This window comes from Hoeflea sp. Naph1 (genome assembly GCF_046837775.1).
GTDB lineage: Bacteria > Pseudomonadota > Alphaproteobacteria > Rhizobiales > Rhizobiaceae > Hoeflea.
The window spans coordinates 955,571-981,431 of record NZ_CP177286.1; the positions used below are offsets into that span (position 1 = coordinate 955,571).

Genomic DNA, 25,861 nt, shown 5'->3' on the forward strand with positions numbered 1-25,861 from the left:
GATTGACTCACACAGGCCCGTTACAGAAGGGGCTGTTGACGTTCGGGATTCCCAAATCACCTGACTTCTGATTCAAGGTTGCAAACGGAGGAGAGCAACCTTGACCCGAAGAGTCCTATCCAATTCGCAATGGGCGATCATCGAACCATACTGCCTGGGTAAAACCACCGATCCCGGACAAACCGGACGTGACCCACGACTTTTCATGGAGGCAGTCCTCTGGATCGTCCGCACGGGCGCGCAATGGCGCGAATTGCCGGGTGAGTTTGGCAAATGGAATTCTGTATTCAAGCGGTTCCGCAGATGGGTCAAAGCGGATGCTTTCTATTGTATGTTCAAAGCATTAGCCTCAGACGCCGATCTGGAATACGCAATGATCGACGGTACTATCGTCAAGGTTCATCGCTCGGGTCAGGGCGCAAAGGGGACTCTCTGCCAGGCCATTGGACGCTCACGCGGCGGCATAACGACAAAGATACTGGCTCTGACGGATGCGCTCGGTAATCTCGTCGATTTCTGTCTGATGCCAGGGCAAGCTCATGATCTGCGCGAGACCGATGCGTTGATCAGCGGCTTGTCCGCCGGATATTTGCTGGCGGACAGGGCCTTTGACGCGGATTGGCTGCGCAATGGCCTGCTGGATCGCGGCATAACCCCGGTCATACCGCCAAAATCCAACCGGAGGTTCCCGGCAGAGTTCGACAAGGAAACCTACAAATGGCGGCATTTGATCGAAAACTACTTTGGCAAACTGAAGGAAAACAGAGGGATAGCAATGCGCTCTTGCAAAACCGACCAGAGTTTCAAAGCCTTCATCTCAATTGCCGCAACGCTCATTCACACACGGTAAACGTCAACAGCCCCTTCTGTAACGGGCCTGTGTGAGTCAATCCCTTTGTCGTCATCCAGTCGCCGGGGTCTTGCTTCTGTACGGGGTCGGCGCGCAGCCGCCACCTGATGGGGTTTGAAGAGGATGAGGTCGACCAATCTAGAGTCGCGTGATCGCTATGCCACGCAGGCTGTTACGGTCTGACCTGATCCATCGTCCCGGCGACGGGACTTCGCTTCGGGAAGGTCTGGTGTCGTGGCCCACCCGAGAACCTTGGCTCTCCTTTTTTAGGCCCCCGTCATCGACTTGGCTTCACCGTTGAAGACGGTGCCGTTGGCGAGCATGCGGTGCAGGATCACGGCGAGCTTGCGCGCGAGCGCAACCTTTGCCTTCTTCATTCCGGCACGTCGGGCAATCCGCATCGCCCAACTCTTGAGCGCCGTGCAGCCCTTGAGCGGTTTGGTCAGCATGATGTGGGCGGCTTCAAACAGCGCCGTGCGCACCGCCGCGTCACCGATCTTGCTGATGCGGCCGCTGTAGTCGGTCTCGCCGGACTGATACCGCCTTGGCGTCAGCCCGAAATGCGCGCCCACTTGCTTGGAGGAGGAGAAACGATCCGGGTCGTCGATGGCAGACGCATATGTAAGCGCCACGATCGGCCCCACTCCCGGTGTGGTCATTAACTGCCTGGTCCTTATATCCTGACGCACCAGCGCTCGAACTTGCTTTCGAAAGCCTGAAACTCGCGCAAGAGCACGGCATGCACCGAAAGCAGTCCCCCCGTCACAATCTGCAGGTTCTCATGGCCGACCACGAGATCGCGGATGCGTTCGGCAAAGTGGCGCGGCGTGGTCGGGCCGACCTTCAGCCCGAAGCCGCGCAAAATGCCACGCACACTGTTCTCCATATCCCGCAACTTCGATTGAACCAGCTTGCGCGCCGTCAGCACTGCCCGAACCTCCTGCGCTGCCAAAGATTTGCAATGCACCGGCCGGAACCAACCCAACCGCATCAACTGCGCGATCCCACGCGCATCATTCCGGTCCGTCTTCACCGGCATCGCCTTGAAGGCGTCACGCACATGCCGCGTCTCCAGAAGCTCGACTGCAAGGCCGTCTTGCCGCATGGCCGCATAAAGCCATTGCGATAGGGGGCCAGCTTCCAGTCCGATGCGCACCAGCTCAAAGCCGAGCGACGCAAACCAGCCGATCAGCGCTGCCGGTTCGCTTGCCACCTTACTCTCGCGAACGATCTTGCCACTGGCGTCGACAACGCACACGCTCGAAGATTCCAATGAAACGTCAATCCCTGCATAATGCTCCATGGTCGTCTCTCCTCGATGCTTGGAGCGGGATCCGTCCCGACTCCGTTCACACCATCAGTGTGAGGGACGACCACCTTCTCACCAACCCTGCCTCCGTCGGCCGGCTTGGCAGCCCGTTACCCCATCTAGGAAGTTATAAATCACGCGTTCGTTGTTTTTGTTCCAAGCGGGCACTGAAAGGGGGCTCTGATTACAAAATTCAGCTGGAAAATGAGCCGCATATTCGCCGACGTGCGGCGGATGCTCGAGGTTGCCCGTACCTATCCGTCTCCAAGGGTGCCACTTCGACCGCTGAGCATATACACGATGCTGCTACTGGCCTATTGCGCGGGCTTACGGCGTGGCGAGCTTGCCCGTCTCGATCTTGGTGACGTTGACCTGCAGGGCGGTACGATAACCATCCGGCAGACCAAGTTCTTCAAGACCCGGATACTGCCGCTACCCGACAGCGTTGTAGTCGAGCTTAGGGCCTACATCGATGCCCGGCGGCGTGCCGGTGGATCACAAGATGCGCGTTCCGGCCTGTTCTGGCACCAGCGAGGCGACGGCCATTACACGCCGGAAATGATCACTTGGCTGCTTGCCGACATCATTCGCCGCGCTGGGTTGAAGCCATTGCGAGGAAAAACAGGGCCTCGCGTTCATGACCTCCGCCACTCGATGGTCGTGAACAGGATCCTCGAATGGTACCGAACGGGCATCAATCCACTGGATCGCCTGCCGTTCCTCGCGACCTATCTCGGCCACCGGGACATCAACTCCACCCTGGTCTACATCACCGTCACGCAGGAGCTGCTGCATTACGCAAATGAACGGTTCCGGGTGGTTGGCGCACCGTGCCTCAGCCTGGACCAGGAGGTGCGGCCATGAGCAAGGTTGACCGGTTCCCGGACCTGATGCGCGCGTTCTTCTACGAATGGCTGGTCGAGCAGCGCAACGCGTCTATCCATACGGTTCGATCATACCGCGATACCTGGCGGTTGTTGCTCCGGTTCGTCGCTCAGCGCACTGGGAAGAAGGTGGCTATGATCACGCTGGCAGATCTAGCCGCCAGCGAGGTCGCCGCGTTCCTCAGTCACACCGAATATCACCGTGGCGGTACGATCGGCACGCGCAACTGCCGGCTTGCGGCGATCCGCAGCTTCTTCCACTTCGTGGCCACCAGGGATCCCGGATCGATCGCGCAATGCGTGGAAATCCTCAATATACCGATCAAGCGCGCTCCGGTGTCGGAACCGAGCTATCTGGATCCGGCGGAAGTGACGGCGATCCTCGCTCAGCCAGACCGTTCGACCGTTGAGGGCATGCGGGATCATGTACTACTCTCGTTCCTCTACAATAGCGGCGCACGAATACAGGAAGCGCTCGACCTGTGCCCTGAAGCAATCCGGTTCGAAAGCCCGAACTGCGTGCGCCTGACCGGCAAGGGCCGGAAGGAACGTATCTGCCCGCTCTGGCCGGAAACCGTGATGTTGCTGAAGAAACTGCTTGAGCGGCAACCACGGGCACCCGACCAGCGGCTGTTCGTCAACCGCTATGGCGAGCCACTCAGCGCCTCGGGGGTCCGCTTCAAACTCACCGCCTACGTAAAGACGGCGGCCGAAACCACGCCAACGCTGCGGGCCAAGCACGTAACGCCACACGCCTTCCGGCACGCCACCGCCGTGCACCTCATCTCGGCAGGCGTCGACGTTACGGTCATCCGCAGTTGGCTCGGTCATGTCAGCCTCGATACCACCAACCACTATGCCAGGGCCAATCTGGAAACGAAGCGGAAAGCTCTGGAAAAAGTCACCGTTCCAGCCATACCCGGCAGCCAATCATCCTGGAAGCGCGATACCAGCGTGCTCACCTGGCTCGACACGCTCTGAAATAATGCGGAGGAACATGGATAAAATCGGCCAAAATCCGCCGATCAGGCCGCGCTCCTCCGCATTATGGGTACCTCGTGATTATTGAAGTTATGACGAGGTGAGCATAACTTGACATAAGGCCGCACATAAAGCGGCGACATCAACCGCGGCTGATGACCAACCTCAACGCAAAATCTGCCCACGTGGTGCGCGCCGCCGCATGCTTCGATTGCGACTATACAGGGCTGTATGGAAGCAAGGACTTCATGGAGCCGGTGACGCCGCACCCGCTTGCGGTAGACTACCGCTCCACGTTCATGTAACCCGGCAAGGCTGCAGCTGTTTTTGCCCAAATCAATGCCCAAAAATCGAGATGTTCATATCGTCCTCCTCCTCAACCAAAACACCGCACAATATCAGCGGTCCGGGTCGAGGGGCAGTTCATCCCATTAGGTCTGCTCGCATACGCCTGCAAGGCAGGGTCAGCCGCCAGGTGGAAAGCTGACGGCGCATGGCGAATGGATTGGCGGTCGCATCGCCGAGAATAGCGAAGTGACGCTCGACGAACTGTGCGTCGAACTCGCCGGGCGTGGCGTTGACGTGCATCGTTCGATCATTGGCCGGTTTCTCCATCGGCTTGGTGAGAGCGGCGGTGCAAAATTAGTCCACGGTAGCGGCGGGATTGTCCCGCATCGGGCGGCGTATGTCTGATGATTGCCCTCAAAATTGGATGATTTTGCATGCTTTAACAAGTCGCATTTGAAATCTGAATCCAGCATTGCACAGACGGCTTTTCGATAATGTTTTCAGCTGGTGATTTAACGGATTGATTCGACGCTCGCTATTCCACGCGTGCGTTTCAGAAGGAAATGGCGTTGATAGTCGGTGACGCAAACGGTAAGCCCTTTGCAAGGAGCGAAATTTGGGTGATGAGCAAGAAATGAGTCAAACAGCATCCGTAAATCCGATCCCGCTATCGCGACGTCGCGGATTGTTTTACCCGGCGTTTGCCTGGTCCGGCTTCACCTCAGCGTTCGCTTCCATCATTGTTGGCCACCGACTTCAGCTAGGGCTCGGAACGCCGGATGCACTCTTTGCAGTTGTACTCGGCAGTTGGTTGTTGTTCGTCTACTCAGCAGCAATCGGATTCGCCGCCGGTCGTTGGGGGCTGAATTCCCAACTTACACTCGAAGCCGTTTTTGGGCGAACAGGTGCCATCCTCCCGGGTCTTCTGCTCGCTTTTCTTGTCACCGGCTGGTATGCGTTTCATGTTGTATTGACGACCTCCCTGCTTTCCGAGATGGCAACGTCCCATGTTTCCCCAGGATTGTGGATCGGGCTGGTTGGGATTGTTTTCGCGCTGCCTGTCGTCTTGGGATACAGCCACGGATTCAATCTGACTGCCGTCGCATTTCCAGCCATGGTGGTGTTTGTCACCATCGTCCTGTTGACCGATATCCTGCCAAAGTGGCCAATTCTTTTGGATGGTCCGCTTGATGGGACGCTATCTTTCGGGACGGGAGTCTGCATTGCCTTTGGCACTTTTGTCGTCAGCGGCACGATGACCGGAGACATCGTCCGATACTGCCGGACCGGAAACGAGGCTATTCAAGCGACCGTTATCGGATTTCTCCTTTCCAATTTTCCTTTTCTGGTTTGCGGAGTCTTGATTGGGGCTGTGGGATTGGAGCCAGCGAGTTTTTTCACCTCCTACCACCCTTTATCTATCGTGCTTCTTCTTCTTGTGCTGATAGCACACTGGACGACTTGCGATGCATGTCTTGCCAATGCAAGCGTTACGCTGAAAAGGGCGTTCCCCGGATTGTCCTGGGCCTTGTTGAGCAGTGCTGCCGCCGTGATCGGCATTGCGATCGCAATCAGTGATCAGGTTGCGGATGTATTCAACTGGGTGATGTTTCTGGTTGTCGTGGTACCCCCAATTGGCGGTGTCATTCTTGCTGACTATTACGTCCTCCGCGCAAATGGCGGCTTTTCACGAGCTCGCAGCGGTCACTTCAATTATGCAGCCCTTCTGGCCACGGCGATCGCTATTGCAACGACCTTTATTGCCTGGCGCGCGCTTCCCGATATTGTAAGTCCCCTGATTGGTGCCCCATTGGCGGCCATAACCTATCTTTTGCTGGCGAGTATCGCCCCCGCAATGCTTGGAGCCGGAATCGGGGTCGAACGATACGGCGCCGAAGCCATTGATTGACAACGATGGTGATCATCTCCCCTGACAACGTAAAGAAAGCCCCGCTTGAGGCGAGAACCGGCATTGTGGTGATCATTCTGGTTTCGTCGTTGGCCTTCCTGCTGTTTCAGGCGCGCATGCACGTTAGGGAAGCTCTGGTGCTTCAAGAAACCAAACTCGCCTTCGACGCCATGGCATACCAGGTATCGCAGCAAGATGGTGCGGCCGCCGCGCGTGGTGTTGCGGTTCGATCCGAAGATGCCGATCCCTATACCATTGTGATTTCCGGATCATATGCGGCGATCCCCTCGGAGGAATTTAAACAATTGGGTTTTGCGCGTCAGGAGTTTTTGGATACGGGTGGAAAGTTCGTCATTTTGCAAGGCCGCTTCTTCGCTTCGATCGTGACTGGCGATAGTGTTGCAATGTCGGTGATGTCTCTTTCCACAGTTGCGACGGGCCTCTTGTCGCGGATGGTTGCAGATATTGCGGGGGTCGCTTTTCTCGGATTTCTAATGCTCTTGGTTCGTGAGAGCAGAATGAGCGACTATGAAGTCCGAAGACTGCTGGATGCGTCGCCGGTGGCACTGTTTGTGCTGGATTCCGAGGGTGATACCCAGTTTGCCAACAAGGCGGCGCTGGAATTGTTTCACGGCAACACGGCAGCGACGCTCAAGGAGTTCGGAACTAGCCTGAATGCACTGTCGGAGGTCTTCGATTGGCTGCTGACAGCAGGAAACGGAGGCGATCTAACGCAGATGCGGGAGTTTCGTCTGCCGAGCGGACGGCACCTAGCGATCTCGCGACAATTTATCTTGATTCGGTCTCGCTCAGCCATCATCGGAAGTGCTGCCGATATCACTGTTCGGTATGAAGCCGAACATGCTCTCATGAAGGCTAAAGATGCTGCAGAGGCGCTTGGACGTATGAAATCAGAATCTCTTGCGATGATAAGCCATGAATTGAAGACGCCGGTCAGCGGCATCCTGGGACTCGCCCAATTGCTGTCGGGGCAACGGCTAACAGACAAAGCACGACGTATCGTGGACAAGACGATTCAGGTCGCGAAAACCTTGACTGTGATCATTAATGATATCGTGGATCTCGCTGTTCTTGAAGCAGGACACATGCGGCTCGACTACGTGACTTTCGACCCCAAGGATACGATAGCCACCGCCGTGATGCTCGCAAGTGCGGAGGCCTTGCAGAAAGGTATTGCCGTACGGATCGATGTTGACGACTCCATCCCACCGATGGTCAATGGTGATCCTGCAAGATTGCAACAGATAATCATCAACCTGGTCGGCAACGCCATTAAGTTCACCGATGCGGGTCATGTGGAAGTGCGTGCCAGCGCGACAGGGTTTAAAGCGGATAATTTCGAGTTTCTGCTTGAGGTTGAGGATACTGGCATTGGGATCGCACCCAATGTCATACCAAAATTGTTTCAGCCCTTTTCCCAAGGGGATACCGGCAGCCGGCGAAGATACGAGGGTACCGGGCTGGGACTTGCTATCAGCAAGCGAATTACCGAGATGATGCAGGGTCATATTACAGTTGAAAGCATGCTTGGTAGCGGTACGACGTTTAGCGTTATGTTGCCGATGATGCAGGGGAAGGCGTTGCCGACGACCCCGCTCGTGATGACCGCCAGAGTTCTGGTTGTTGACGACGTTCCTCTCAATTTACAGGTAATTTCCGGGTTGCTACGCGCCAATGGATGCACCGTTGAGGTGGCTGCAAGCGGAGAGGAGGCCTTGGAGATTCTGCGTGAGATGGTTTTTGATCTGGTACTTATGGATATACGCATGCCCGGTATGGACGGCGTAGCGACCACTGTAACCGTTCGCGCTGATCCCGGCCTCGCAAAAAATGCCGGTATGATTGTCGGCCTTACGGCCAGTCCGCTTCCCACGGACAAGCCGCTTTATAGGCTACGGGGGTTTGACGAGGTGGTTGGCAAGCCGGTCGAACTCAACCATCTTAATCAGTTGTTGGAGAGTTGGTCGGCCTCGCCACGGACGGAAACCCCGTATCCGCAACGAATTGTGAGGATTAGCCAGCAACTCGGCGTAGCTCGCACACGACGCATTCTTGACGCATTCATCGATTTGGCTTCCCAGGCAGCGGAAGATCTTGCTGCCTCCTGTTCGCGGCTCGATTTCGCCGAGGTGCGGGAGACGGCTCACCGCCTATCTGGCGCGGCTTCGAATATCGGTCTTGCCGAGTTGTCTGACGAAGCCACCAAGCTGGAAGACGCCGCTACAACAGGCGACACGCTCGCGGTTGGCGATGTGTGCGCGCGCGTCATCGGAATGATTGTTGCGGCCCGCCCCGCTCTTGTATCGTGGGCTGGCAGCGATGATCTTACTGCGCAAAAAGATAGCCTACCCCATGAACGGTTGTAATCAATGCGGGTTTGTCTGGATCGCGCTCGATCTTTCGTCGCAAGCGGCGAACCAGTGTGTCGATTGTCCGGTCGGTGGTGTCCCAGTGTCGACGGGGCGTGGTGGCCATGAGGCGCTCCCGCGACATGACCTGGCCGGCATTGCGAGACAAAGCGTACAGCAATTCGAATTCTGCGGTTGTTAGAGAGACAGGCCTTCCTGTTTCGTCGGTAAGGTTTCTTTTGCCGATATCCAAGACGAAGCGGTCGAATTTCAGCTGCGACGGTCGGCTCGCCAGATGAGCGTGCCCAACCCGCCGCAGCAGGTTGCGAACACGCGGTAGCAGTTCGCGTTCATCCAGCGGTTTTGCTATATAGTCGTCGGCGCCGTATTCGAGGCCGATGATCCGGTCTACCTTGTCGTTGCGCCCGGCAATAAGGATTATGCCTATCTCGGACTTCTCCCGCAGTTCACGGGTAAGCGCCAGTCCGTCACGTCCCGGCAGCCGAATGTCGAGGAGGACCAAATCCAGCGGTTTGGAGCGCATTATCCGGTCGAGGCCAGTTGCATCGCCTGCACAGCAGACCTCATAGCCCTCTTCTTCCAGAAACCCCGCAAGTGTCTCCCGGATTGAGGGGTCGTCATCGACAACGGCCAGTCTATGAGTTGAATCTGCTGTCAATTCGCTGCCCCTTCTGTTCACATTTTTTAACAATTTTCCTCGCTCTATTCAAGCCTTGGTCGAGACTCGTTGACACGCAGCGGCAATGGTTGGCTGTGAAACTACAAAAGGAGGGGCGCGCGACTTAGTGACGGCAACATCTTTGGCGCGCGCGACGAGGGCGGGAGATCATTGTGGCCGAAGAGTGCACGCGACGCCCGGCAGGCACCGCGCCTGGCAGTCGAAAATAGAAATTTCTGGATCCAGTCAACATGAGGAGCAAGGCATGAGCGATGTCGAATTGGGAAAATTAACTGCATCCCAGATTGCAGGCAGAGTAAGAAACAAATCCATCAGTGCAATGGAAGTTACTGAAGCTGCTATCCGCCGTATGGAAAGCATTGATGATAAAGTACATGCTTTTTGTACACAAGCTCCGGACCTTGCGCGCAAAATGGCGGCGAAGGTCGATTCCGCAATTGCTTCTGGGAGGGATCCTGGCCCGCTCGCCGGCGTACCTATTGGGATCAAAGATCTGATAGCTACCAAGGAATTGAAGACTGTATGTGGTTCGAAGGCTTATGAAAACTTCACGCCCGAGGAAGACGACGTTGTTGTTGAGCGCCTGCGCGATGCCGGTGCCATTTTCCTTGGCAAAACCAACGTGCCCGAATTCGGATACAGCGGTGTCGGACACAACCCTGTTTTCGAAACCACAAGGAACCCTTGGAATACGGATTTAACGCCGGGCGGATCGAGTGCCGGGTCGGGCGCTGCGGTTGCTGCCGGCATGTGTCCGTTAGCCGTAGCCTCCGATGGGGGTGGGTCCATCCGCATTCCGGCCGCTCACTGCGGTTTGGTCGGAATAAAGGCCTCGATGGGGCGTGTACCACTCTATCCGGGGTGCCGCGACGAGCGTTACCCGGGAATCTCGAGTTGGGAATCATTGGAGCATATTGGTCCAGTGAGCCGTACGGTTGAGGACAGCGCTCTAATGCTATCGGTGATGGCGGGACCGGATGCTCGTGATCGGCACACAATTCCTACAGTCGACGTAGATTGGATGGACCTTTCTGTCGACAAGATGAGAGGAAAGAGGATCGCGCTCAGCCTGGACTTTGGTTACTTGGCCGTTGACCCGGAAGTGCGCGCGTTGGTGACTTCTGCGGCGAAGGTTTTCGAGCGCGATTTGAAGTGCCACGTCGAAGAAGTTACCCCCGATTGGGAGAACCCCTATGACGATTTCTGGGGTATCGTCGCTTTGGAAACCGATCTCGTTGGAATGCGCGAGATGGTGGATAAGCACCGCCACGAAATGACGCCGCATCTCGGGGAGTGTCATAAACTCTGTGTATCTGGCCCGGCCCATGCGGGTTTCAGATATGGTCACGCATTGAAGCGCTCGTCGAACATGATAGCGAATTGATTGCGGGCAGCAAACCATTCGCGGACATTTCTGCCGCCTTTCTCAAAGTTGCGGATGGCCAGATAGATCAGTTTTGTGGCGGCTTCTTCGGTCGGGAATGATCCGCGCGTCTTGATTGATTTTCGGATCACGCGGTTCAGGCTTTCGATGGCATTCGTTGTATAAATGATCTTGCGGATCGCCGGATCGAAGGCGAAGAACGGGATCACTTCGGCCCAGGCCCTCCGCCAGGCCGGGGCTATGGAAGCGTATTTTCCGGCCCATTTCCCCTCGAACGCGTCCAACTCGGCCGCCGCTTGGTCGGCGGTCGCAGCGCTGTAAATCCGGCGCAGATCAACGGCCACGATCTTGCGGTCCTTCCAACTGCAAAAGTTCAGGGAATGGCGCACCAAATGCACGATGCAGGTCTGCACCGTAGCTTCCGGAAAGGCTGCGGTAATAGCCTCAGGAAAGCCCTTGAGCCCGTCCACAACAGCGATCAGAATGTCCTGCACACCCCGGTTTTTCAGTTCGGTCATCACCGACAGCCAAAACTTGGCCCCTTCATTGTCAGCGATCCACAGGCCCAACACCTCACGCACACCGTCGCGTGAGACGCCCAGGGCTATGTAGACGGCTTTGTTCTTGACCATACGGCTATCAGCGTCACGGATTTTGACCCGCAATGCGTCGAAGATGACGATGGGATACATCCGCTCCAGCGCCCGTGATTGCCATTCCCGAACCTCGTTCAACACGGCGTCGGTCACGCGGCTAATCAGGTCGGGCGAGACCTGCAGGCCATAGACATCTTCGAGATGGGCGCGGATGTCTCGCACCGTCAGCCCTGCCGCGTAGAGACCAATGATCTTCTCATCCATCCCGTCGATCCGGGTCTGGCCCTTCTTCACCAACTCCGGCTCGAAACTGCCATCCCGGTCCCGCGGCACGGCAATCGGCACTTCGCCGTCTTGGCTCTTCAGGCGCTTGCTGGATGTGCCGTTGCGCCGGTTGGACTGGTCCGGCGGCGCGTCCTTGCCCTCTTCATAGCCCAGATGCGCCGTCAGCTCGGCACCCAGCATCCGCTCCATGAGCTTGATCCTGAGCTCTTTCATCAGCCCGGCATCGCCAAGCAAATCTTCAGGCCGCTCGCAGCCCTTCAGAAGTTCGTCAAGCAGTTCCTTGGAAATAGTCATCGTCCTTGCTCCTCTCAGGAAGCATGGACCAAAGCGCAGTTACACAGAAGACCGGACACTCCCGCATCTCGTAGATTTTATTTCCCGGGAATGGAGAGCAGAAGATCTCACGAACGCCAATATGGCGAGAAAGCGGTTTAACAACCGGATGTGGCGCCTGATGCAGGATTACGATTTCCTAGTGACGCCCACTTTGACGACACTGCCGTTCCCGGTCCACATGCAAGGCCCTGAAAAGATCGATGGAAAAATCGTCCATCCCTTCCAGTGGCTGTCTTTCACCCTGCCGATCAATCTCACCGGACAACCGGCTGCATCATTGCCAGCCGGATGGACCGCTAGCGGATTACCGGTGGGTCTACAAATCGCGGGCCGACATCTGGCGGACGGGGACGTTTTGAAGGCGAGTGCAGCTTTTGAGCAAGCGGCACCCTGGGCTGAAAAATGGCCGGCCATCTCAAACTGAAATATATCTACATGGGAGGTTATTATGACTAATTCGAACAACAGCACTAAAGCAACGTGGGATACCGTCTCGGTCTCGGAGGAATGGCACGACAAACCAATACCCATGCGGGGGAGGCTGGGTTTCAAAGAACCGGCAATCGTTTGGGCCGGTTTTGGAGTTGCATTCATATGTGCCGTCATCGGTGGGATTATTCAACAAGGCCTGGGTACAATCAACGCGATTTGGGCCATAATCGTCGGTAATCTTATTCTCTTCGTTTACGCCGCCGCAATAGGCTATCCAGCCGGAAAATGGGGGCTGAATTTTCCTCTGACGATCAAGGCCGTGTTCGGCGGCAAAGGATCATATATACCGATCGCAATTTTGGCGTTGCTTGTAACGGGCTGGTTCGCGTTCCATTCATGGCTAACCGGCGATATCATTAAAGTCGCATTTGGTATTGAAAACAAATTTGCCGTAGGTTTGATTGCCGCCGGGGCAGCGTTATTATACGGAATTCCGGTAATATACGGCATCAAATCAATGTCGTTGGTGCGCAAGATTGCCATACCCGCGATGGTGTTGTTTGCAGCGTATTACATTGTGACGAAAGTTATTCCTGCTGGCGCGCAGATTTGGACGCAAGAAGGAACGGGTGCCATCGGATTTTGGACCGGCGTAAGCATGGCGTGGGCAACTTATGCCGTAAGCGGCACCATGACCGGAGATATAGTTCGATACACGCGCAATGGCGAACAGGCTATTTGGGTAACTGCGGTAGCTTTCGTATTTTCCAATGCGCCCTTCATGATCTTGGGGGCCATCATATCCGCTGCCGTAGGGGATTCAACAGTCCAGTATTTTCTTGATTCTCCGTCTCTATCCGTCCTCATACCAATTGCAATGTTGGGTCTGTTAAGCACGTGGTCAACTGCGGACGCGTGCCTATACAATGCTGCGCTGGGTTTTACGAACGCATTCACAGCTCTCAATTGGCGTAAGGCTGCGTATCTCGGATTGGTGCTTGGCGCTATTGCGGCAGGAACAGGCATCGTGGGTAGTGTGGTTGATTTCTTGCTCCTTATTGGGCTTGTTGTACCGCCAATCGGGGCTGTGATTATCGCTGACTATTTTGTTGTAAGAAGGGGAGTTGGCTTCTCGACCTTCCGGGAGGATCATGTCAACATCGCTGCTATTGTTGCAACATTAGCCGGATTGGGCGCAGGATATCTTATCAGTCAGGCCTATCCGAATTTTATCTTCGGCATTCCTGGCATTGTAGTGGGTGCTTCGGCCTACTTGGTGCTTTGGAAAGTAGCGGGCAATAAACTTGGAGCAAATCTCAGCACGAAAACAAGCACCGCGGAATCCGAAGACCAGCAAACCTCGGTGGCAGTGGCGCCATAGGGAAAAGGTTTCTGCAAACAACGCCGCGGGTACAGTTTGTTCTTTCGGATTTGACGCGCCCGCTGAAGTCGGATGCTTCATGGTTTTTAACAAACGCGCCTTGATAATATTGTCATGGCGCGTTTGCCAGTACTGCACGCACGGCGTTGGCCTGTGACCATATGGGCAAGGGGGTAGGAAACGAACCCACATTCCGGATGACTACTGCGTGGTCACTATCTGCCAGCTACTATGAACCCCTGCAAACATGTGTAGAAGAGGCTCTGGGCTGTTGATTTCCACTCAGAATTGAGCCGGTTTTTTCATCGAGAAGTGAGCCAACTCTGATTGTGGATTTCGGCTTAGGCTGAGGTCAAGGCATGATTAATCTCCTTCTATTTTTTGGCTGTTGCTGAGCTAGCCTTGAAGCGGAAGCTGTTATTTCCGGTCTCCAAGATGTGGCAACGGTGCGTCAGTCGGTCGAGCAGTGCGGTGGTCATCTTGGCATCGCCAAAAACCGTAGCCCATTCGCTGAAGCTCAGGTTGGTGGTGATGACAACACTTGAGCGCTCGTAAAGCTTGCTCAGCAGGTGGAACAGCAGCGCACTGAATAGCCCCTAGATTCATAGACGCCTTCTTCCCTAAATTTGAGGCAAGGAGGCCATCATGAGCACAGCCAAATTCAGTGACGATTTCAAACGCGATGCTGTTCATCAGATCGTTGAGCGGGGTTATCCGGTTGCGGAGGTTTCGAAACGATTGGGTGTCAGTTCCCATTCGCTTTATGCGTGGAAGAAGCGGTTCGGGAAGTCAGGGTCCCGCGATGGTTCTGTCGACGAACAGGCTGCCGAAGTTCGGCGGCTGAAGCTTGAACTGGCGCGTGTGACGGAGGAGCGGGATATCCTAAAAAAGGCAACGGCGTACTTCGCGCGAGATGCAAAGTGAAGTACGTGTTCGTAGCAGAGCATCGCCCGCTGTTCTCGGTGCGTGCGATGTGCCGCTCCCTTCGCATCCAACCCAGCGGCTTCTATGCCTGGCTGAAGAACCCGCTGAGCAATCGGGAGCGGGAAGACGCCCGTCAGACCGAACTTCTCAGGAAGGCGTGGAAGGACAGCGGTAAGGTCTATGGCTATCGCAAGCTTCACGATGACTTGCTGGATCAGGGTGAGACGTGCTGCCCGAACCGCGTTGCACGTCTGGTCAATTTGGCGGGTATCAAAGCGCAGATCGGCTACAAGCGTCGACCTGGCAGCTATGGCGGCAAACCTTCTGTAGTCGTCGACAACACGCTGGACCGCCAGTTCGACGTGGCAGTGCCGGACAAGGTCTGGGTCACCGACATCACCTACATCAAGACCAATGAGGGTTTCGCCTATCTGGCCGTCGTGATCGATCTCTACTCCCGCCGCGTCGTCGGCTGGTCGATGCAAAGCCGTCAGACAACGGACGTCGTGCTGCAGGCTTTGCTCATGGCTGTGTGGAGACGAAAGCCGACGAGCAAGGTGTTAATTCATTCAGACCAAGGCTCTCAGTTCACCAGCATCGACTGGGCATTGTTCCTAAAGCATCACAATCTGCAACACTCAATGAGCCGGCGCGGAAACTGCCATGACAATGCCGTCGCAGAGAGTTTCTTCAACCTGCTCAAGCGTGAACGGATAAGACGTAGGACCTATCGGACCCGAGAAGAAGCCAGGAGGGATGTGTTCGACTACATCGAGATGTTCTACAACCCAAAGCGTAAGCATGTGAGAAACGGGTTGCTGTCGCCCGCCGAGTTCGAACGGCAGCAGAAAACGAGGACCGAGGGCGTCTAGAAAACTCGGGGCTATTCAGAGGTCTATCTCCACGCCTATAAAAGCGTGCCGGAGGCCCGAGCGGGCATTGGTCGATATCTGGCCTTCTATAACACCCGACGCCCACATTCATCCCTTGACCGGCAAACGCCGGATCAGGCTTACTTCAAAGCGCTGAAGCCAATCCTGGTCGAAGCATAATCGAGGCGGAAATCCACTTAACGAAACGCCCTGAACTGTTCAGACGAACCGAGCCACCTCTCAATAGTCGAGAAGAAGCGAACCTTTCGGCAGTGATGCTCGATGGCCTGAATGCTCAGGGCGGTCGCGACAGCCCCAATCGCGATCATGTGAATTGATCTCCCTAATTGTTTTTTGTTTTGAGAACCGCTCGTCTAATCTGGCGACAGCACGACTAGAAGGCGCAATCAGATTTCGCTCGGTCAGTTCTATTGGGCAACCGAGCTACGACGAAGTACTACGAAGTCATTGAATTGACCTCGAATCTTAAGGCGTAGGTAGCTTGCCTAGCCTAGTGTGGACTTGGAAGGAAAACGCACTTAGGTTGCATTGCGTATCGCGAGATTCGGGGGGAGTAGTGGTTTATGAGAGTGCCGAAGTTTGCTGGCAATCACACCAATCGGTCATCGTTAGCACCTGTGTAATGAATAAAAACGAGATGCAGTCTCTTGGTTTAGACGAAATCCGGATGATTGCGGATGGAGATATTGAGAAACTTGCCGCCTTCGCCGCCTCCCCTCGTCTTCATTCGATCGATCTAAAGGGAGATACGCCGCTGCACCTTGCTGCGCGCATAGGCAATCTTGCTCTTTGCGATCTCTTCATCCGTTCAGGTGCTGAACCCGGCGCACTGAACCACGACCGACAGACACCTGCTGATGTGGCTTTTGCCGAAGGTTACGGTCTCGCCGCACAGCTTCTGTCTTCGCTTGTAACGAGGTCACCGGAGACGGCTAGCAAGCGCGAGGTTTCACTTGCGGTCGAGACTGTCCTTTCCGGGCCTGATGCAATTCCAGAACACCGTTTCGCCGTGGTTCAGGAGACGGAGCCAGCAGATGCGACTGTGGATCTCGATGACCTGCTGAATTTCGAGGCGGAGGCAGAACCAGAAGAATTCTTCGGTCAGTACACGGGCGACACGGCATCAGGGACATTTGTAGCGCTGGTAAGTTGGTCACCCGAGGTTTCGGAGGACGAGGGGGCGGACTGGGATCTTGACCTATCACCTGCACCGATTGCCGGAGAGGGCATCGGCTCCAGCACAGCTGTGACCGCCGATCACGGTGCAGAGAGTGACTTCCTGCAGGTACGCAACCGTGGCCGGCGATCGATCAAACGAGCGGTTGTTCAGACCGGCACGAGGATGTCGATCGACCCAGACCTCTGCTTGATTTGGGCAGAGGAAATTCTGGTCAAGGGACGGTGCTCGCTCGATGATATCGACCGCTTGGCCGTCCATTGTGAAGGAAATGGTGATCTCGAAGAACTGAGCATCAATCTCCAGCGCAACCTCGAAGCAGCTGGTTTCGATCTCGATCAGGCGACGGAGCATGATGCCGATCTCTGGGACGCCGTATCGGACACTTCGTCCGATGACCTCGCTGAGGCGATGGAGGCAGCCCTTTCACGTCGGACGCGGCTGCCCGGCACACAGCGCTTCGTCATGGACAAGTCAGATGAGCTGCAACTGCTGGAGCCCATGATACGGGCCAAGCAGGAACTCCAGCTGGGCATCTTGGCCTCAGCGACCGCCGTCGAAACGATCCTCGACGTCATGGACAGCATCCGCGACGGCTCGCGAGACCCCGGCTCGGTCTCCCTGAGAACCATCATTCCTTCGCGCCCGGGCCATGCAGAGACATCCGAAGTAATGGTCGCTGCCGACGCCCTGAAGTCGTGGCACACCACCGGCCGGGTGATGGACGGCAAACGACGAAGAGAAGCACTCGCTGCGCTCGAGGCATTGGATCTCTCTCTGGCATTCCACAAGGAGTTGGTCCGCAGACTGGAACAGTTCCCAGCGTGCCAAGCCGCGGCCAGTCAGCTGGAAGCCGAAATACTGGTCTTCGAATCCGCCACCGAGCACCTTATCCGCGAGCACCTGCCTTACGTGCGTCGCTTTGCCTCGCGGAACGTGGAGGAAGGCGAGGATCCAGAGGACGTCTTCCAGGTGGCGTTCACGGGTCTGCAGCGTTCCACAAGACGATTTGATCCTGAGCGTGGTTATCGCTTCCTCATCTATGCCACTTACTGGATGCGGCAGGCCATCACGCGATGGCGTGCTGATGAAGGCACAGCGATCCGCATCCCCGTGCATCGGAACGAGAAGATCACCAAGCTTGATCACGCTCTCGACAGGCTGGACGTTCGGGTCGGCGGCACCGTTTCTGACCTCGAACTCGCCGAAGAGCTAGAATGGGCAATTGACGAGGTGAGACAGTTCTGCGGCATCCCGCGTGAAGCCCTTTACCCCGCAAGCCTTGACGACTGGGACAACCTGCATAATGGTGAACAACCACGCCTTTCACCCCCGATCCATCCTCGCTCTGATCAATCTTGTTGCCCGGGCATGACGCTGTAGACATGAGAAGCCTTGAAGCAGCGCCTCCAGGCGGACCGCTTCATCTGTCTTCACTCAACCTCGCTTCGAATTCGGCAAGCTCATCGAGCATCCAGCGCGTTGAGCCGCTGCCCAATTTCCTTGGCTGCGGAAAATCGGCTCTTTCCTTGGTCCACCGCCAGATTGTAGCGACGCTAACACTATATCGAGCAGCAACGTGCCTGACGTTGAGAAAGGGCCCCGAATTGCCGTTGGCCGGTAGCTTTCCGGCGTTTCGCCTTCTTCCAGTCAATCTGACGGGCCCGGTCCCTTTGGCCGTTTCAGCCGCTAGATTCCTCGCCGGTGCCGTTGGCACGGGCGGCGCATTCTTGTCTGTAATGGAGACTTGCTCAACCGGTGTACGGTTACACGTTCCAGAAGGAGAAAACTCCTCGGGAGAAAAGAGATCTGTTTGTTTGGATTCGGACGCATTCCGACGTGACATATCTAGCCACCCCCAGCTTGAGGATAAGAACTAGCTACGTCATGTACTGGGGCCAATAAACTACGACTCGTCGCAATTGGTCAAGTGCCGTCGAATGATATCTAAACCCGGCAAATTGCGGCTGAGGCAAAAAATCAATCAAAATGTGGGGCTGCGTGTGGGGTCGAAATCTATGATCGTAAAAAAGTATTTTAAAATCAATTAGGTAGGAAAATAAATGGCGGAGAGAGAGGGATTCGAACCCTCGAGACGGTCACCCGCCTACACACTTTCCAGGCGTGCGCCTTCGACCACTCGGCCACCTCTCCGCATATCCGGTATCGGACGAAAACCCGGCCAGGCCGGCCGCTTTTGGGGCGGTCGTCGCAGCCCGGAAACAGTGCTGCGACGCACTGCAAATATCCGGTCCGGATCGGGCGGCACTATAGTCAAGACGCCTTGCTTGGCAACCGCTATTTGCGCGATTGGCAATACATTGTCGACGCGCCGCCCGCGAGCGGCGCAAACGCGGCCATTGCATGATTGTTTTTGCGCCTCTATGTCAGGGATGCGCTGGTTGAATCCAGCGCTTGAGATTGTTTGGGAGCGGAGGAAGAGATGCGGTTTGTCGCCCGGGTTTTGAGCTTGTTGCTCCTGGTGGTCGCGGTGATCGCCGGTCTGGTTGACGCGATCCAGTCGGTGGCCGCCAATCGCCCGGTGCTTACCCCGTTGATCGAGGCCTGGACCGCAACCAGCCCGGATACGCTGGCGCTGTTGAGCGATCTGTTTGCCGACCGGCTTCCGGGCTGGGCCTGGGATCCGGCAGCGCTCTGGGTTCTGGGGCAGCCGGCATTCGCCGTGTTTCTGGCCCTGTCGCTGATTTTCTATCTCATCGGTTACCGCAGGCCCAAGGCCGCCGGGCGATTTGCGGTGTGAGGTTCTTGCCGTATCTGCGTGGGCGCCGGGCGTGATCTGCCACGGCCAACTCGCAGCGCCGGCGCACCGGTGGGTCAGGACCCGCCCCACTGTTTCATCAAGGGTGACGCCATGTTTCTAATCGACATGTTCAACCGCAAGACTGTTTTGCCCGAGGCCGCGCAGGCGCTTCCGGGCCGGCCCGAAGCAATCGAGACTGCGCCCATCCATGCCGTTGGCGGCGCTGCGCTTAAGGGCCCGTATGCCGGTGGCCTGCAGATCGCGCGGTTCGGCATGGGCAAGTTCTGGGGTGCCGAGCGGCTGTTCTGGAAGCTTCCCGGCGTATCCGTTACCGCGGCCGGCTATGCCGGCGGTTATACGCCAAACCCGACCTACCAGGAAATCGTCACCGGCCTGACCGGCCACGCCCAGACCGTGCTGATTGTCTTTGATCCGGATACCATCGGCTACCGGGACTTGCTCACGGTATTCTTCGAAAACCATGATCCCACCCAGGGCATGCGCCAGGGCAGCGATGTGGGAACCTTCTTCCGCTCGGTGATCCACACCGCTGACGCGGCCCAGGCGGCGGAGGCCAAAGTTGCACGCACGAATTACCAGGCAGCGCTTGTGGCGGCAGGGCATGGGGGCAAGATCACCACCGAGATCAAGCCGGCGCCGGAATTCTATTACGCCGAAGCCCATCACCAGCAATATCTGGCCAAGAATCCCGGCGGCCAGAGCGGTCTCAAGCCGACCGGCGTGCGCTTTCCGGCCGGTTGACAGAGCGATCCCACGGTCGTCGCGAAAGTGACGTAAAGTCAGCCATGTTCCGGCCTTTGATGCTAAAAATCGGCGTTGTATTTCTGCCCGAAGCCATGCAAGGTGAGGGCTTCCGGCCCAACGTGGCCGGCAATTCCGCAGGTCTGTCTCAGGTTGAGGCATGCGGGAGGACCCACAAAGATCAACAAGTAACCTACAGGGCTGCATATCATGAAACGCACGCTTTTGAGCCTCGTCGCACTGGCCGCCATGTCGGCTTCCGCCTTGGCCGCCGACATCAAGCCGGCCATCATCTACGACCTTGGCGGCAAGTTCGACAAATCCTTCAATGAGGCTGCCTATAATGGCGCCGAGAAGTTCAAGGAAGAAACCGGCACCGAATACCGGGATTTCGAAATCTCCAACGACGCCCAGCGTGAGCAGGCCTTGCGCCGTTTTGCGCGCGACGGCAACAACCCGATCGTCGTTCCCGGTTTTTCGTGGTCGGCAACGCTGGAAAAGGTTGCCGCGGAATATCCCGACACCAGCTTCATCATCATCGATTCGGTGGTCGATCTGCCCAATGTCCGCTCGGTTCTCTACAAGGAGCACGAAGGCTCCTACCTGGTCGGCGTGATGGCTGCCAAGGCGTCTGAGACCGGCACGGTAAGCTTCGTCGGCGGCATGGACATCCCGCTGATCCGCAATTTTGCCTGCGGCTACAAGGGCGGCGTTCTGGCCACCAATCCCGACGCCAAGGTGCTTGAAGCCATGACCGGCACCACACCCGAAGCCTGGAACGATCCGGTCAAGGGCGGCGAAATCGCCAAGTCGCAGATGGACCAGGGCTCCGACGTGATCTACGCGGCTGCCGGCGGCACCGGTATCGGTGTCATGCAGGCCACTGCCGACGCCGGCAAGCTCGGCATTGGCGTCGATTCCAACCAGAACGGCCTGCAGCCGGGCAAGATCCTCACCTCGATGCTCAAGCGCGTCGATGTTGCGGTCTACAACGGCTTCAATGACGTCAAGAACGACGAATTCACCTCCGGGCTGAATTTCCTCGGCTTGGCCGAAGGTGGTGTCGATTACGCCATGGACGACAACAATGCGCCGCTGGTCGACGACGAGATGAAGGCAGCGGTTGAATCCGCCAAGGCCGACATCATCTCCGGCAAGATCGAAGTCCACAACTACAATGACGACAACGCCTGCCCCTACTGAGGCAAGGCCCCGGCGCCCGCGCCGGATTGTGAAAACCGATCCGGCCGGGCCTTTGCCCGGCCGTTTTGTTGCGCGGTCGCGCCCGCCCGGGCTATAGCCCGCCAGATGCATGTCGCGCCGTATCGGCCTATCCGATCGATAACGGACATGCGTTGGTTGAATGCTGCTACTGCGTCCCTTGCGCGTCCACATGGGATGCCCGGCGCGGTAAAAAACAACAGGGATCTTCACCAATGGCCGAAATCCGCACCCACAAGGGCGATCTCTCCGCTGATGCAATGGCGCGCTATACCGGCGACATCGCCATCGACACCGAAACGCTCGGGCTCGTGCCACGCCGCGACCGGCTCTGCGTGGTTCAGCTTTCCCCCGGCGACGGTTCGGCCGATGTGATCCAGATCGCCCGCGGCCAGACCAGCGCGCCCAATCTGCAAGCCCTTCTGGCTGACCGGACACGGCGCAAGCTGTTTCATTACGGTCGGTTTGACATTGCCGTATTGTTCAACACCTTCGGGGTGACCGCCGAGCCGGTGTTCTGCACCAAGATCGCCTCTCGGCTGACACGCACCTATACCGACCGCCACGGCCTCAAGGACGTGACCAAGGAGTTGCTCGGCATCGACCTGTCCAAACAGCAGCAATCCTCTGACTGGGCCGCTGAGACGCTGACACAAGCACAACTCGATTATGCGGCGTCGGATGTGCTGCATCTGCATGCGCTGACCGAGAAGCTGACCGAACGGCTGGTGCGTGACGGGCGCGAAGCCCATGCCAAGGCCTGTTTCGAATTTCTGCCGACCCGCGCCAAGCTCGATCTGTTGGGCTGGGACGAAACCGACATTTTCGCCCATAGCTGACGCGGAACGCCGAGGCATGCGAAAGCAGCGCCGCGCGAAAAATTCGCCGGGGTGTGAGCATGGCATTCCGGAGGGCCGCACGCGGGTTTTGCCTTACGGAAAGTGATAAAGGGGTGACGCAACACGCGCGCGGCCCGAATTTAGCCGGATGATGTCCGCATCCGACAGACGGTTTCCTGCCCTTGCCAGATGGCCTGGACGAAGGCCGAGGGCAAGGACCCAAAAATCGCTGTCCGGCACGTCTTTCCGGTCAAACAACCAGAAATCCGCCACAGGCCCGGACCGGTGTCCCATCCCTGATCCCGCCCGAAGGCAAGACAGCGATGCGAGGCCGGCCGGTGGCTGGCTTGGCCCGTTGATCCCGCAAGGGAGGCCGGGCTGCCAGCGGAGCCGCGATTGGTCGCCGCCTCCTCAAGAGTTTTCCGGCACGTTACCGACAAACCCGAAAGGCATTCCTCCCGCCTGGCTCGAAGCGTTCGCGATCCATCCGGCAGCGGAAGCAGGGCGAGTATGACAGGGGGCCGGATGGTGTGGATGAAATGGTGGGGTATTTGTTCGTCACTGCCCTGCGGCATCGTCATGCCGGACTTGATTCGGGATCCAGCAGGCGAGCGTCGGCGAGCCGGGAAACCATTGCCATATCTTGGTTTTTTGACAAAAGGCTTCTCGCGCCCGCAGAAGCGGGCGCTGCTGGATCCCGGATCAAGTCCGGCATGACGGTGGGGAGAGGGTGGCATTTTTTATGCTTCGTCTTCCTCGGCCCCCGAGCCGAGGATCCATACCGTGATCCATCAGCGCATGGCGGTATTCGGAGGGATTGCGGAATGGATCCTATGGTCGGAGCCATAGGATGACGACGGTGGGGGTGGGTGAGCCGGAAAATCGCCGCATCCTGTATCCGTTTAACCTGCCTATTTGCCTTCGACAGAGCCCCACCCGGATCGGCCGCGCTAGCGCTTGCCTCGCCGGCCTCGCCTTAAGGCGGTGGAGCGCGCCCATCAAAAAACCCGCCGGATCGCTCCGGCGGGTTTTATTTGTCAGAAGTCAGATCCGGGAAGGATCAGTCTTCGCTGTTCTGCTTCTTCAGGGCTGCGCCCAGAATGTCGCCGAGCGAGGCGCCCGAGTCGGACGAACCGAACTGTGCAACAGCCTGCTTCTCTTCGGCGATTTCCAGCGCCTTGATCGACAGCGTGACCTTGCGGTCCTTGCGCGAGAAGTTGGTGACGCGAGCGTCGAGCGTCTGGCCAACCGAGAAACGCTCAGGGCGCTGCTCGTCGCGGTCACGCGACAGGTCGGAGCGGCGGATGAACGAGGACAGGTCTTCGTGATCAACCAGGATCACTTCAAGACCGCCATCGGTAACCGCGGTCACCTTGGCAGAGACAACAGCGTTCTTGCGCAGGTCGCCCGAAGCGGCGGCGTCGCCGATCGAGTCCTTGCCAAGCTGCTTGATGCCCAGCGAGATGCGTTCCTTGTCGACATCGACGTCAAGCACGACGGCCTTGACCATGTCGCCCTTGTTGAACTCCTCGATGACCTGTTCGCCCGGACGGTTCCAGTCGAGGTCGGAGAGGTGAACCATGCCGTCGACATCGCCTTCGAGGCCGATGAACAGGCCGAATTCGGTCTTGTTCTTGACTTCGCCTTCGACTTCGGTGCCGGCAGGGTGGCTCTGTGCGAACACTTCCCAAGGATTCTCGAGCGTCTGCTTGAGGCCAAGCGAAATGCGGCGCTTGTTGGGGTCGACTTCGAGAACGACCACGTCAACTTCCTGTGTTGTCGACAGGATCTTGCCGGGATGCACGTTCTTCTTGGTCCAGGACATTTCCGAAACGTGGATCAGGCCTTCGATGCCCGGCTCCAGTTCGACGAATGCGCCGTAGTCGGTGATGTTGGTCACGGTACCGGTGATGCGCTTGCCGGCCGGGTACTTGACGCCGATACCATCCCACGGATCGCTTTCCAGTTGCTTCATGCCCAGCGAGATGCGGTGTGTTTCCTGGTTGATGCGGATGATCTGGACCTTGACGGTCTGACCGATCGACAGGATTTCCGACGGGTGGTTGACGCGGCGCCATGCCATGTCGGTCACGTGCAGCAGGCCGTCGATGCCGCCAAGATCAACGAACGCACCGTAATCGGTGATGTTCTTGACCATGCCTTCAACGGTCTGGCCTTCTTCGAGGTTCTGCACGATTTCCGAACGCTGTTCGGCACGGCTCTCTTCGAGCACGGTACGGCGCGAGACCACGATGTTGCCGCGACGCTTGTCCATCTTGAGGATTTCAAACGGCTGCGGGATGTGCATCAGCGGGGATACGTCGCGGATCGGACGGATGTCCACCTGGCTGCGCGGCAGGAAGGCCACGGCGCCATCCAGATCGACGGTGAAGCCGCCCTTGACCTGGTTGAAGATCACGCCTTCGACGCGTTCCTGGGCATTGAACTTCTCTTCCAGACGGACCCAGCTTTCCTCGCGGCGAGCCTTCTCGCGCGACAGCATGGCTTCGCCCAGCGCGTTTTCGATGCGCTCGACATAGACTTCGACTTCATCGCCGACATTCAGCGTGCCGTCTTTCGCCTTGGCGCCGAATTCCTTCAGCGGCACGCGGCCTTCGACCTTGAGACCGACGTCGATGATGGCGACGTCCTTCTCGATGGCCATCACGATGCCCTTGGCGACATAGCCTTCGGCGAGGTCCTGCGTGGCAAGCGATTCAGCAAACAGGGATGCGAAATCCTCTGTCATGGTTTCGGTTTGTGACATGAATTCTCCTGGCGACCGCAAGAATAGATGGTTGAGCGGTCGGATGCGCCTGGTTCGTGTTGATCGGACCGGCGATGCCTGTCTGCCCTGAGCCATCATCAAAGAGGCAGGGCAAGTACGGCGCGGGACAGGCTCGCTGGCGTTAGTTCAGTGCTCGAGCGCAGCGTCCACGAGGACACGGGCAGCTTCGAACGCGGCTTCTATACCCATTTCGGTAGTATCTAGCAAGTGCGCATCGTCGGCAGGACGCAATGGCGAGTCTTCACGCGCAGCATCCCTGGCGTCGCGTTTCTGCAGGTCGGCGATGATGTCGGCAATGTCGGCAGTTCCACCGCCACGTATGATCTCTTCGCAGCGCCGCCGGGCGCGAACCTGAGGGCTTGCGGTGACATAGAACTTGATCAGCGCGTCGGGGCAGACGACCGTGCCGATGTCGCGGCCGTCGAGCACGGCACCGGGCGGGTTTGCGGCAAAGGCGCGCTGCGCCTCCACCAGCGCGCGCCGCACCTTTGGCATCACCGCCACCTTTGACGCGGCTTCGCCGACATCATGGACAGCAAGCACCGACCGGTCGAGCCCGGACAGATCAAGCCCGCGCGCCACATCCGCCGCCAGCGCTTCGTCGTCGAGCGGCAGGCCGCGGTCGAGCAGCGCCTTGGCCGTGGCGCGGTAGGTCAGCCCGGTATCGAGATGGTGGAGGCCGTAATGCGCGGCGAGGCGGCGCGACAGCGTGCCCTTGCCGGCGGCTGCCGGCCCGTCAATGGCGATGATGATGTTGGGTCTGCCTGGGTTCACTGCCATTTCCTCGTCAGT

At 57.5% G+C, this 25,861-nt stretch carries 20 protein-coding genes, 1 tRNA gene and 4 pseudogenes; 15 read left to right on the forward strand and 10 right to left on the reverse strand.

Annotation, left to right across the window (positions count from 1 at the left end):
* Nucleotides 1-100: 100 nt before the first annotated feature.
* The gene (locus tag ACK6D9_RS04555; RefSeq protein ID WP_412050803.1) at nucleotides 101-850 is read left to right on the forward strand and encodes an IS5 family transposase; all 750 of its coding nucleotides are present in this window, start codon (nucleotides 101-103) and stop codon (nucleotides 848-850) included.
* A gap of 266 nt (nucleotides 851-1,116) precedes the next feature.
* Here ACK6D9_RS04555 and ACK6D9_RS04560 read toward each other — a convergent pair.
* Nucleotides 1,117-2,153, reverse strand: a pseudogene (locus ACK6D9_RS04560) (IS110 family transposase).
* Between the two features lie 210 nt (nucleotides 2,154-2,363).
* On the opposite strand from ACK6D9_RS04560, the gene ACK6D9_RS04565 reads away from it, so the two are divergent.
* Together ACK6D9_RS04565 and ACK6D9_RS04570 are read left to right on the forward strand one after the other, a co-directional pair.
* The gene (locus ACK6D9_RS04565) at nucleotides 2,364-3,023 is read left to right on the forward strand and encodes a tyrosine-type recombinase/integrase (protein ID WP_412050804.1); all 660 of its coding nucleotides are present in this window, start codon (nucleotides 2,364-2,366) and stop codon (nucleotides 3,021-3,023) included.
* Nucleotides 3,020-4,024 (forward strand): site-specific integrase, encoded by a 1,005-nt coding sequence (locus tag ACK6D9_RS04570; protein ID WP_412050805.1) that lies wholly within the window; start codon nucleotides 3,020-3,022, stop codon nucleotides 4,022-4,024. Before ACK6D9_RS04565 ends, ACK6D9_RS04570 begins: the two co-directional genes overlap by 4 nt.
* Nucleotides 4,025-4,134: 110 nt before the next feature.
* Here ACK6D9_RS04570 and ACK6D9_RS04575 read toward each other — a convergent pair.
* Together ACK6D9_RS04575 and ACK6D9_RS04580 are read right to left on the reverse strand one after the other, a co-directional pair.
* Nucleotides 4,135-4,371, reverse strand: a pseudogene (locus ACK6D9_RS04575) (IS110 family transposase); the annotation flags it as partial.
* A 76-nt stretch (nucleotides 4,372-4,447) separates the two neighbouring features.
* The gene (locus ACK6D9_RS04580; protein ID WP_412050806.1) at nucleotides 4,448-4,639 is read right to left on the reverse strand and encodes a hypothetical protein; all 192 of its coding nucleotides are present in this window, start codon (nucleotides 4,637-4,639) and stop codon (nucleotides 4,448-4,450) included.
* 289 nt (nucleotides 4,640-4,928) lie between these two features.
* On the opposite strand from ACK6D9_RS04580, the gene ACK6D9_RS04585 reads away from it, so the two are divergent.
* Both ACK6D9_RS04585 and ACK6D9_RS04590 read left to right on the forward strand, forming a co-directional pair.
* Nucleotides 4,929-6,221 carry a cytosine permease gene (locus ACK6D9_RS04585; protein ID WP_412050807.1) on the forward strand — a complete coding sequence of 431 codons (1,293 nt, stop codon included), beginning with the start codon at nucleotides 4,929-4,931 and terminating at the stop codon, nucleotides 6,219-6,221.
* 5 nt (nucleotides 6,222-6,226) lie between these two features.
* Nucleotides 6,227-8,608 (forward strand): ATP-binding protein, encoded by a 2,382-nt coding sequence (locus tag ACK6D9_RS04590; protein ID WP_412050808.1) that lies wholly within the window; start codon nucleotides 6,227-6,229, stop codon nucleotides 8,606-8,608.
* Here the strand turns inward: ACK6D9_RS04590 and ACK6D9_RS04595 are convergent.
* Nucleotides 8,568-9,269: a response regulator gene (locus tag ACK6D9_RS04595; protein WP_412050809.1), complete on the reverse strand. Its 702-nt coding sequence runs from the start codon at nucleotides 9,267-9,269 to the stop codon at nucleotides 8,568-8,570. The two genes, ACK6D9_RS04590 and ACK6D9_RS04595, sit on opposite strands and share 41 nt — an antisense overlap.
* A gap of 265 nt (nucleotides 9,270-9,534) precedes the next feature.
* On the opposite strand from ACK6D9_RS04595, the gene ACK6D9_RS04600 reads away from it, so the two are divergent.
* Nucleotides 9,535-10,674: an amidase gene (locus tag ACK6D9_RS04600; RefSeq protein WP_412050810.1), complete on the forward strand. Its 1,140-nt coding sequence runs from the start codon at nucleotides 9,535-9,537 to the stop codon at nucleotides 10,672-10,674.
* On the opposite strand, the gene ACK6D9_RS04605 is transcribed toward ACK6D9_RS04600, so the two are convergent.
* Nucleotides 10,635-11,849, reverse strand: a complete 1,215-nt coding sequence (locus ACK6D9_RS04605) for an IS256 family transposase (protein WP_412049014.1) — start codon at nucleotides 11,847-11,849, stop codon at nucleotides 10,635-10,637. The genes ACK6D9_RS04600 and ACK6D9_RS04605 overlap by 40 nt on opposite strands.
* Here ACK6D9_RS04605 and ACK6D9_RS04610 point away from each other — a divergent pair.
* Nucleotides 11,836-12,315, forward strand: a complete 480-nt coding sequence (locus tag ACK6D9_RS04610) for an amidase family protein (RefSeq protein ID WP_412050811.1) — start codon at nucleotides 11,836-11,838, stop codon at nucleotides 12,313-12,315. The two genes, ACK6D9_RS04605 and ACK6D9_RS04610, sit on opposite strands and share 14 nt — an antisense overlap.
* Before the next feature lie 24 nt (nucleotides 12,316-12,339).
* Nucleotides 12,340-13,704 (forward strand): cytosine permease, encoded by a 1,365-nt coding sequence (locus ACK6D9_RS04615; RefSeq protein ID WP_412050812.1) that lies wholly within the window; start codon nucleotides 12,340-12,342, stop codon nucleotides 13,702-13,704.
* A 374-nt stretch (nucleotides 13,705-14,078) separates the two neighbouring features.
* Here the strand turns inward: ACK6D9_RS04615 and ACK6D9_RS04620 are convergent.
* Nucleotides 14,079-14,288: pseudogene (locus ACK6D9_RS04620) on the reverse strand (ATP-binding protein); the annotation flags it as partial.
* Between the two features lie 61 nt (nucleotides 14,289-14,349).
* Here ACK6D9_RS04620 and ACK6D9_RS04625 point away from each other — a divergent pair.
* The 3 genes and pseudogenes from ACK6D9_RS04625 (at nucleotide 14,350) to ACK6D9_RS04635 (ending at nucleotide 18,081) form a co-directional block, all read left to right on the forward strand.
* A protein-coding gene (locus ACK6D9_RS04625) for an IS3 family transposase (RefSeq protein ID WP_412050733.1) occupies nucleotides 14,350-15,500 on the forward strand; the annotation gives its coding sequence in 2 pieces (ribosomal slippage) (nucleotides 14,350-14,599 and nucleotides 14,599-15,500; 1,152 coding nt in all).
* A 12-nt stretch (nucleotides 15,501-15,512) separates the two neighbouring features.
* Nucleotides 15,513-15,680 (forward strand): annotated as a pseudogene (locus ACK6D9_RS04630) (integrase core domain-containing protein); the annotation flags it as partial.
* Nucleotides 15,681-16,143: 463 nt separating this feature from the next.
* Nucleotides 16,144-18,081, forward strand: coding sequence for a sigma-70 family RNA polymerase sigma factor (locus tag ACK6D9_RS04635; RefSeq protein WP_412050813.1), 1,938 nt, complete (start codon nucleotides 16,144-16,146; stop codon nucleotides 18,079-18,081).
* A 40-nt stretch (nucleotides 18,082-18,121) separates the two neighbouring features.
* Here the strand turns inward: ACK6D9_RS04635 and ACK6D9_RS04640 are convergent, their stop codons facing one another.
* Together ACK6D9_RS04640 and ACK6D9_RS04645 are read right to left on the reverse strand one after the other, a co-directional pair.
* Entirely contained in the window at nucleotides 18,122-18,544 is a 423-nt protein-coding gene (locus tag ACK6D9_RS04640) for a helix-turn-helix transcriptional regulator (protein ID WP_412050814.1), read from the reverse strand.
* 218 nt (nucleotides 18,545-18,762) lie between these two features.
* A tRNA-Ser gene (locus ACK6D9_RS04645) sits at nucleotides 18,763-18,852 on the reverse strand.
* Nucleotides 18,853-19,141: 289 nt separating this feature from the next.
* Here ACK6D9_RS04645 and ACK6D9_RS04650 point away from each other — a divergent pair.
* The 4 genes from ACK6D9_RS04650 to ACK6D9_RS04665 all read left to right on the forward strand — a co-directional run bounded on the left by ACK6D9_RS04650 (nucleotide 19,142) and on the right by ACK6D9_RS04665 (nucleotide 22,281).
* Nucleotides 19,142-19,459 carry a hypothetical protein gene (locus ACK6D9_RS04650; RefSeq protein ID WP_412050815.1) on the forward strand — a complete coding sequence of 106 codons (318 nt, stop codon included), beginning with the start codon at nucleotides 19,142-19,144 and terminating at the stop codon, nucleotides 19,457-19,459.
* A 111-nt stretch (nucleotides 19,460-19,570) separates the two neighbouring features.
* The gene (msrA, locus tag ACK6D9_RS04655) at nucleotides 19,571-20,221 is read left to right on the forward strand and encodes a peptide-methionine (S)-S-oxide reductase MsrA (protein WP_412050816.1); all 651 of its coding nucleotides are present in this window, start codon (nucleotides 19,571-19,573) and stop codon (nucleotides 20,219-20,221) included.
* A gap of 210 nt (nucleotides 20,222-20,431) precedes the next feature.
* Nucleotides 20,432-21,424, forward strand: coding sequence for a BMP family ABC transporter substrate-binding protein (locus ACK6D9_RS04660; RefSeq protein ID WP_322990943.1), 993 nt, complete (start codon nucleotides 20,432-20,434; stop codon nucleotides 21,422-21,424).
* Nucleotides 21,425-21,657: 233 nt separating this feature from the next.
* Complete coding sequence (locus ACK6D9_RS04665; RefSeq protein ID WP_412050817.1) at nucleotides 21,658-22,281, forward strand: ribonuclease D; 624 nt, start codon at nucleotides 21,658-21,660, stop codon at nucleotides 22,279-22,281.
* 1,060 nt (nucleotides 22,282-23,341) lie between these two features.
* Here the strand turns inward: ACK6D9_RS04665 and rpsA are convergent.
* Complete coding sequence (gene rpsA / locus ACK6D9_RS04670; RefSeq protein WP_267654819.1) at nucleotides 23,342-25,048, reverse strand: 30S ribosomal protein S1; 1,707 nt, start codon at nucleotides 25,046-25,048, stop codon at nucleotides 23,342-23,344.
* A 147-nt stretch (nucleotides 25,049-25,195) separates the two neighbouring features.
* The gene (gene cmk, locus ACK6D9_RS04675) at nucleotides 25,196-25,843 is read right to left on the reverse strand and encodes a (d)CMP kinase (RefSeq protein WP_322990363.1); all 648 of its coding nucleotides are present in this window, start codon (nucleotides 25,841-25,843) and stop codon (nucleotides 25,196-25,198) included.
* Between the last annotated feature and the right edge of the window lie 18 nt (nucleotides 25,844-25,861).

Excerpts from the sequence above, each read along its gene's own strand:
- rpsA (WP_267654819.1), bottom strand. The coding sequence starts at position 25,048 with ATGTCACAAACCGAAACCATGACAGAGGATTTCGCATCCCTGTTTGCT.
- ACK6D9_RS04640 (WP_412050814.1), bottom strand. The coding sequence starts at position 18,544 with ATGTCACGTCGGAATGCGTCCGAATCCAAACAAACAGATCTCTTTTCT.
- ACK6D9_RS04605 (WP_412049014.1), bottom strand. The coding sequence starts at position 11,849 with ATGACTATTTCCAAGGAACTGCTTGACGAACTTCTGAAGGGCTGCGAG.
- ACK6D9_RS04635 (WP_412050813.1), top strand. The coding sequence starts at position 16,144 with ATGAATAAAAACGAGATGCAGTCTCTTGGTTTAGACGAAATCCGGATG.
- ACK6D9_RS04590 (WP_412050808.1), top strand. The coding sequence starts at position 6,227 with ATGGTGATCATCTCCCCTGACAACGTAAAGAAAGCCCCGCTTGAGGCG.
- ACK6D9_RS04650 (WP_412050815.1), top strand. The coding sequence starts at position 19,142 with ATGCGGTTTGTCGCCCGGGTTTTGAGCTTGTTGCTCCTGGTGGTCGCG.
- ACK6D9_RS04600 (WP_412050810.1), top strand. The coding sequence starts at position 9,535 with ATGAGCGATGTCGAATTGGGAAAATTAACTGCATCCCAGATTGCAGGC.
- ACK6D9_RS04565 (WP_412050804.1), top strand. The coding sequence starts at position 2,364 with ATGAGCCGCATATTCGCCGACGTGCGGCGGATGCTCGAGGTTGCCCGT.
- ACK6D9_RS04660 (WP_322990943.1), top strand. The coding sequence starts at position 20,432 with ATGAAACGCACGCTTTTGAGCCTCGTCGCACTGGCCGCCATGTCGGCT.
- ACK6D9_RS04570 (WP_412050805.1), top strand. The coding sequence starts at position 3,020 with ATGAGCAAGGTTGACCGGTTCCCGGACCTGATGCGCGCGTTCTTCTAC.
- ACK6D9_RS04580 (WP_412050806.1), bottom strand. The coding sequence starts at position 4,639 with ATGGAGAAACCGGCCAATGATCGAACGATGCACGTCAACGCCACGCCC.
- msrA (WP_412050816.1), top strand. The coding sequence starts at position 19,571 with ATGTTTCTAATCGACATGTTCAACCGCAAGACTGTTTTGCCCGAGGCC.
- ACK6D9_RS04615 (WP_412050812.1), top strand. The coding sequence starts at position 12,340 with ATGACTAATTCGAACAACAGCACTAAAGCAACGTGGGATACCGTCTCG.
- ACK6D9_RS04665 (WP_412050817.1), top strand. The coding sequence starts at position 21,658 with ATGGCCGAAATCCGCACCCACAAGGGCGATCTCTCCGCTGATGCAATG.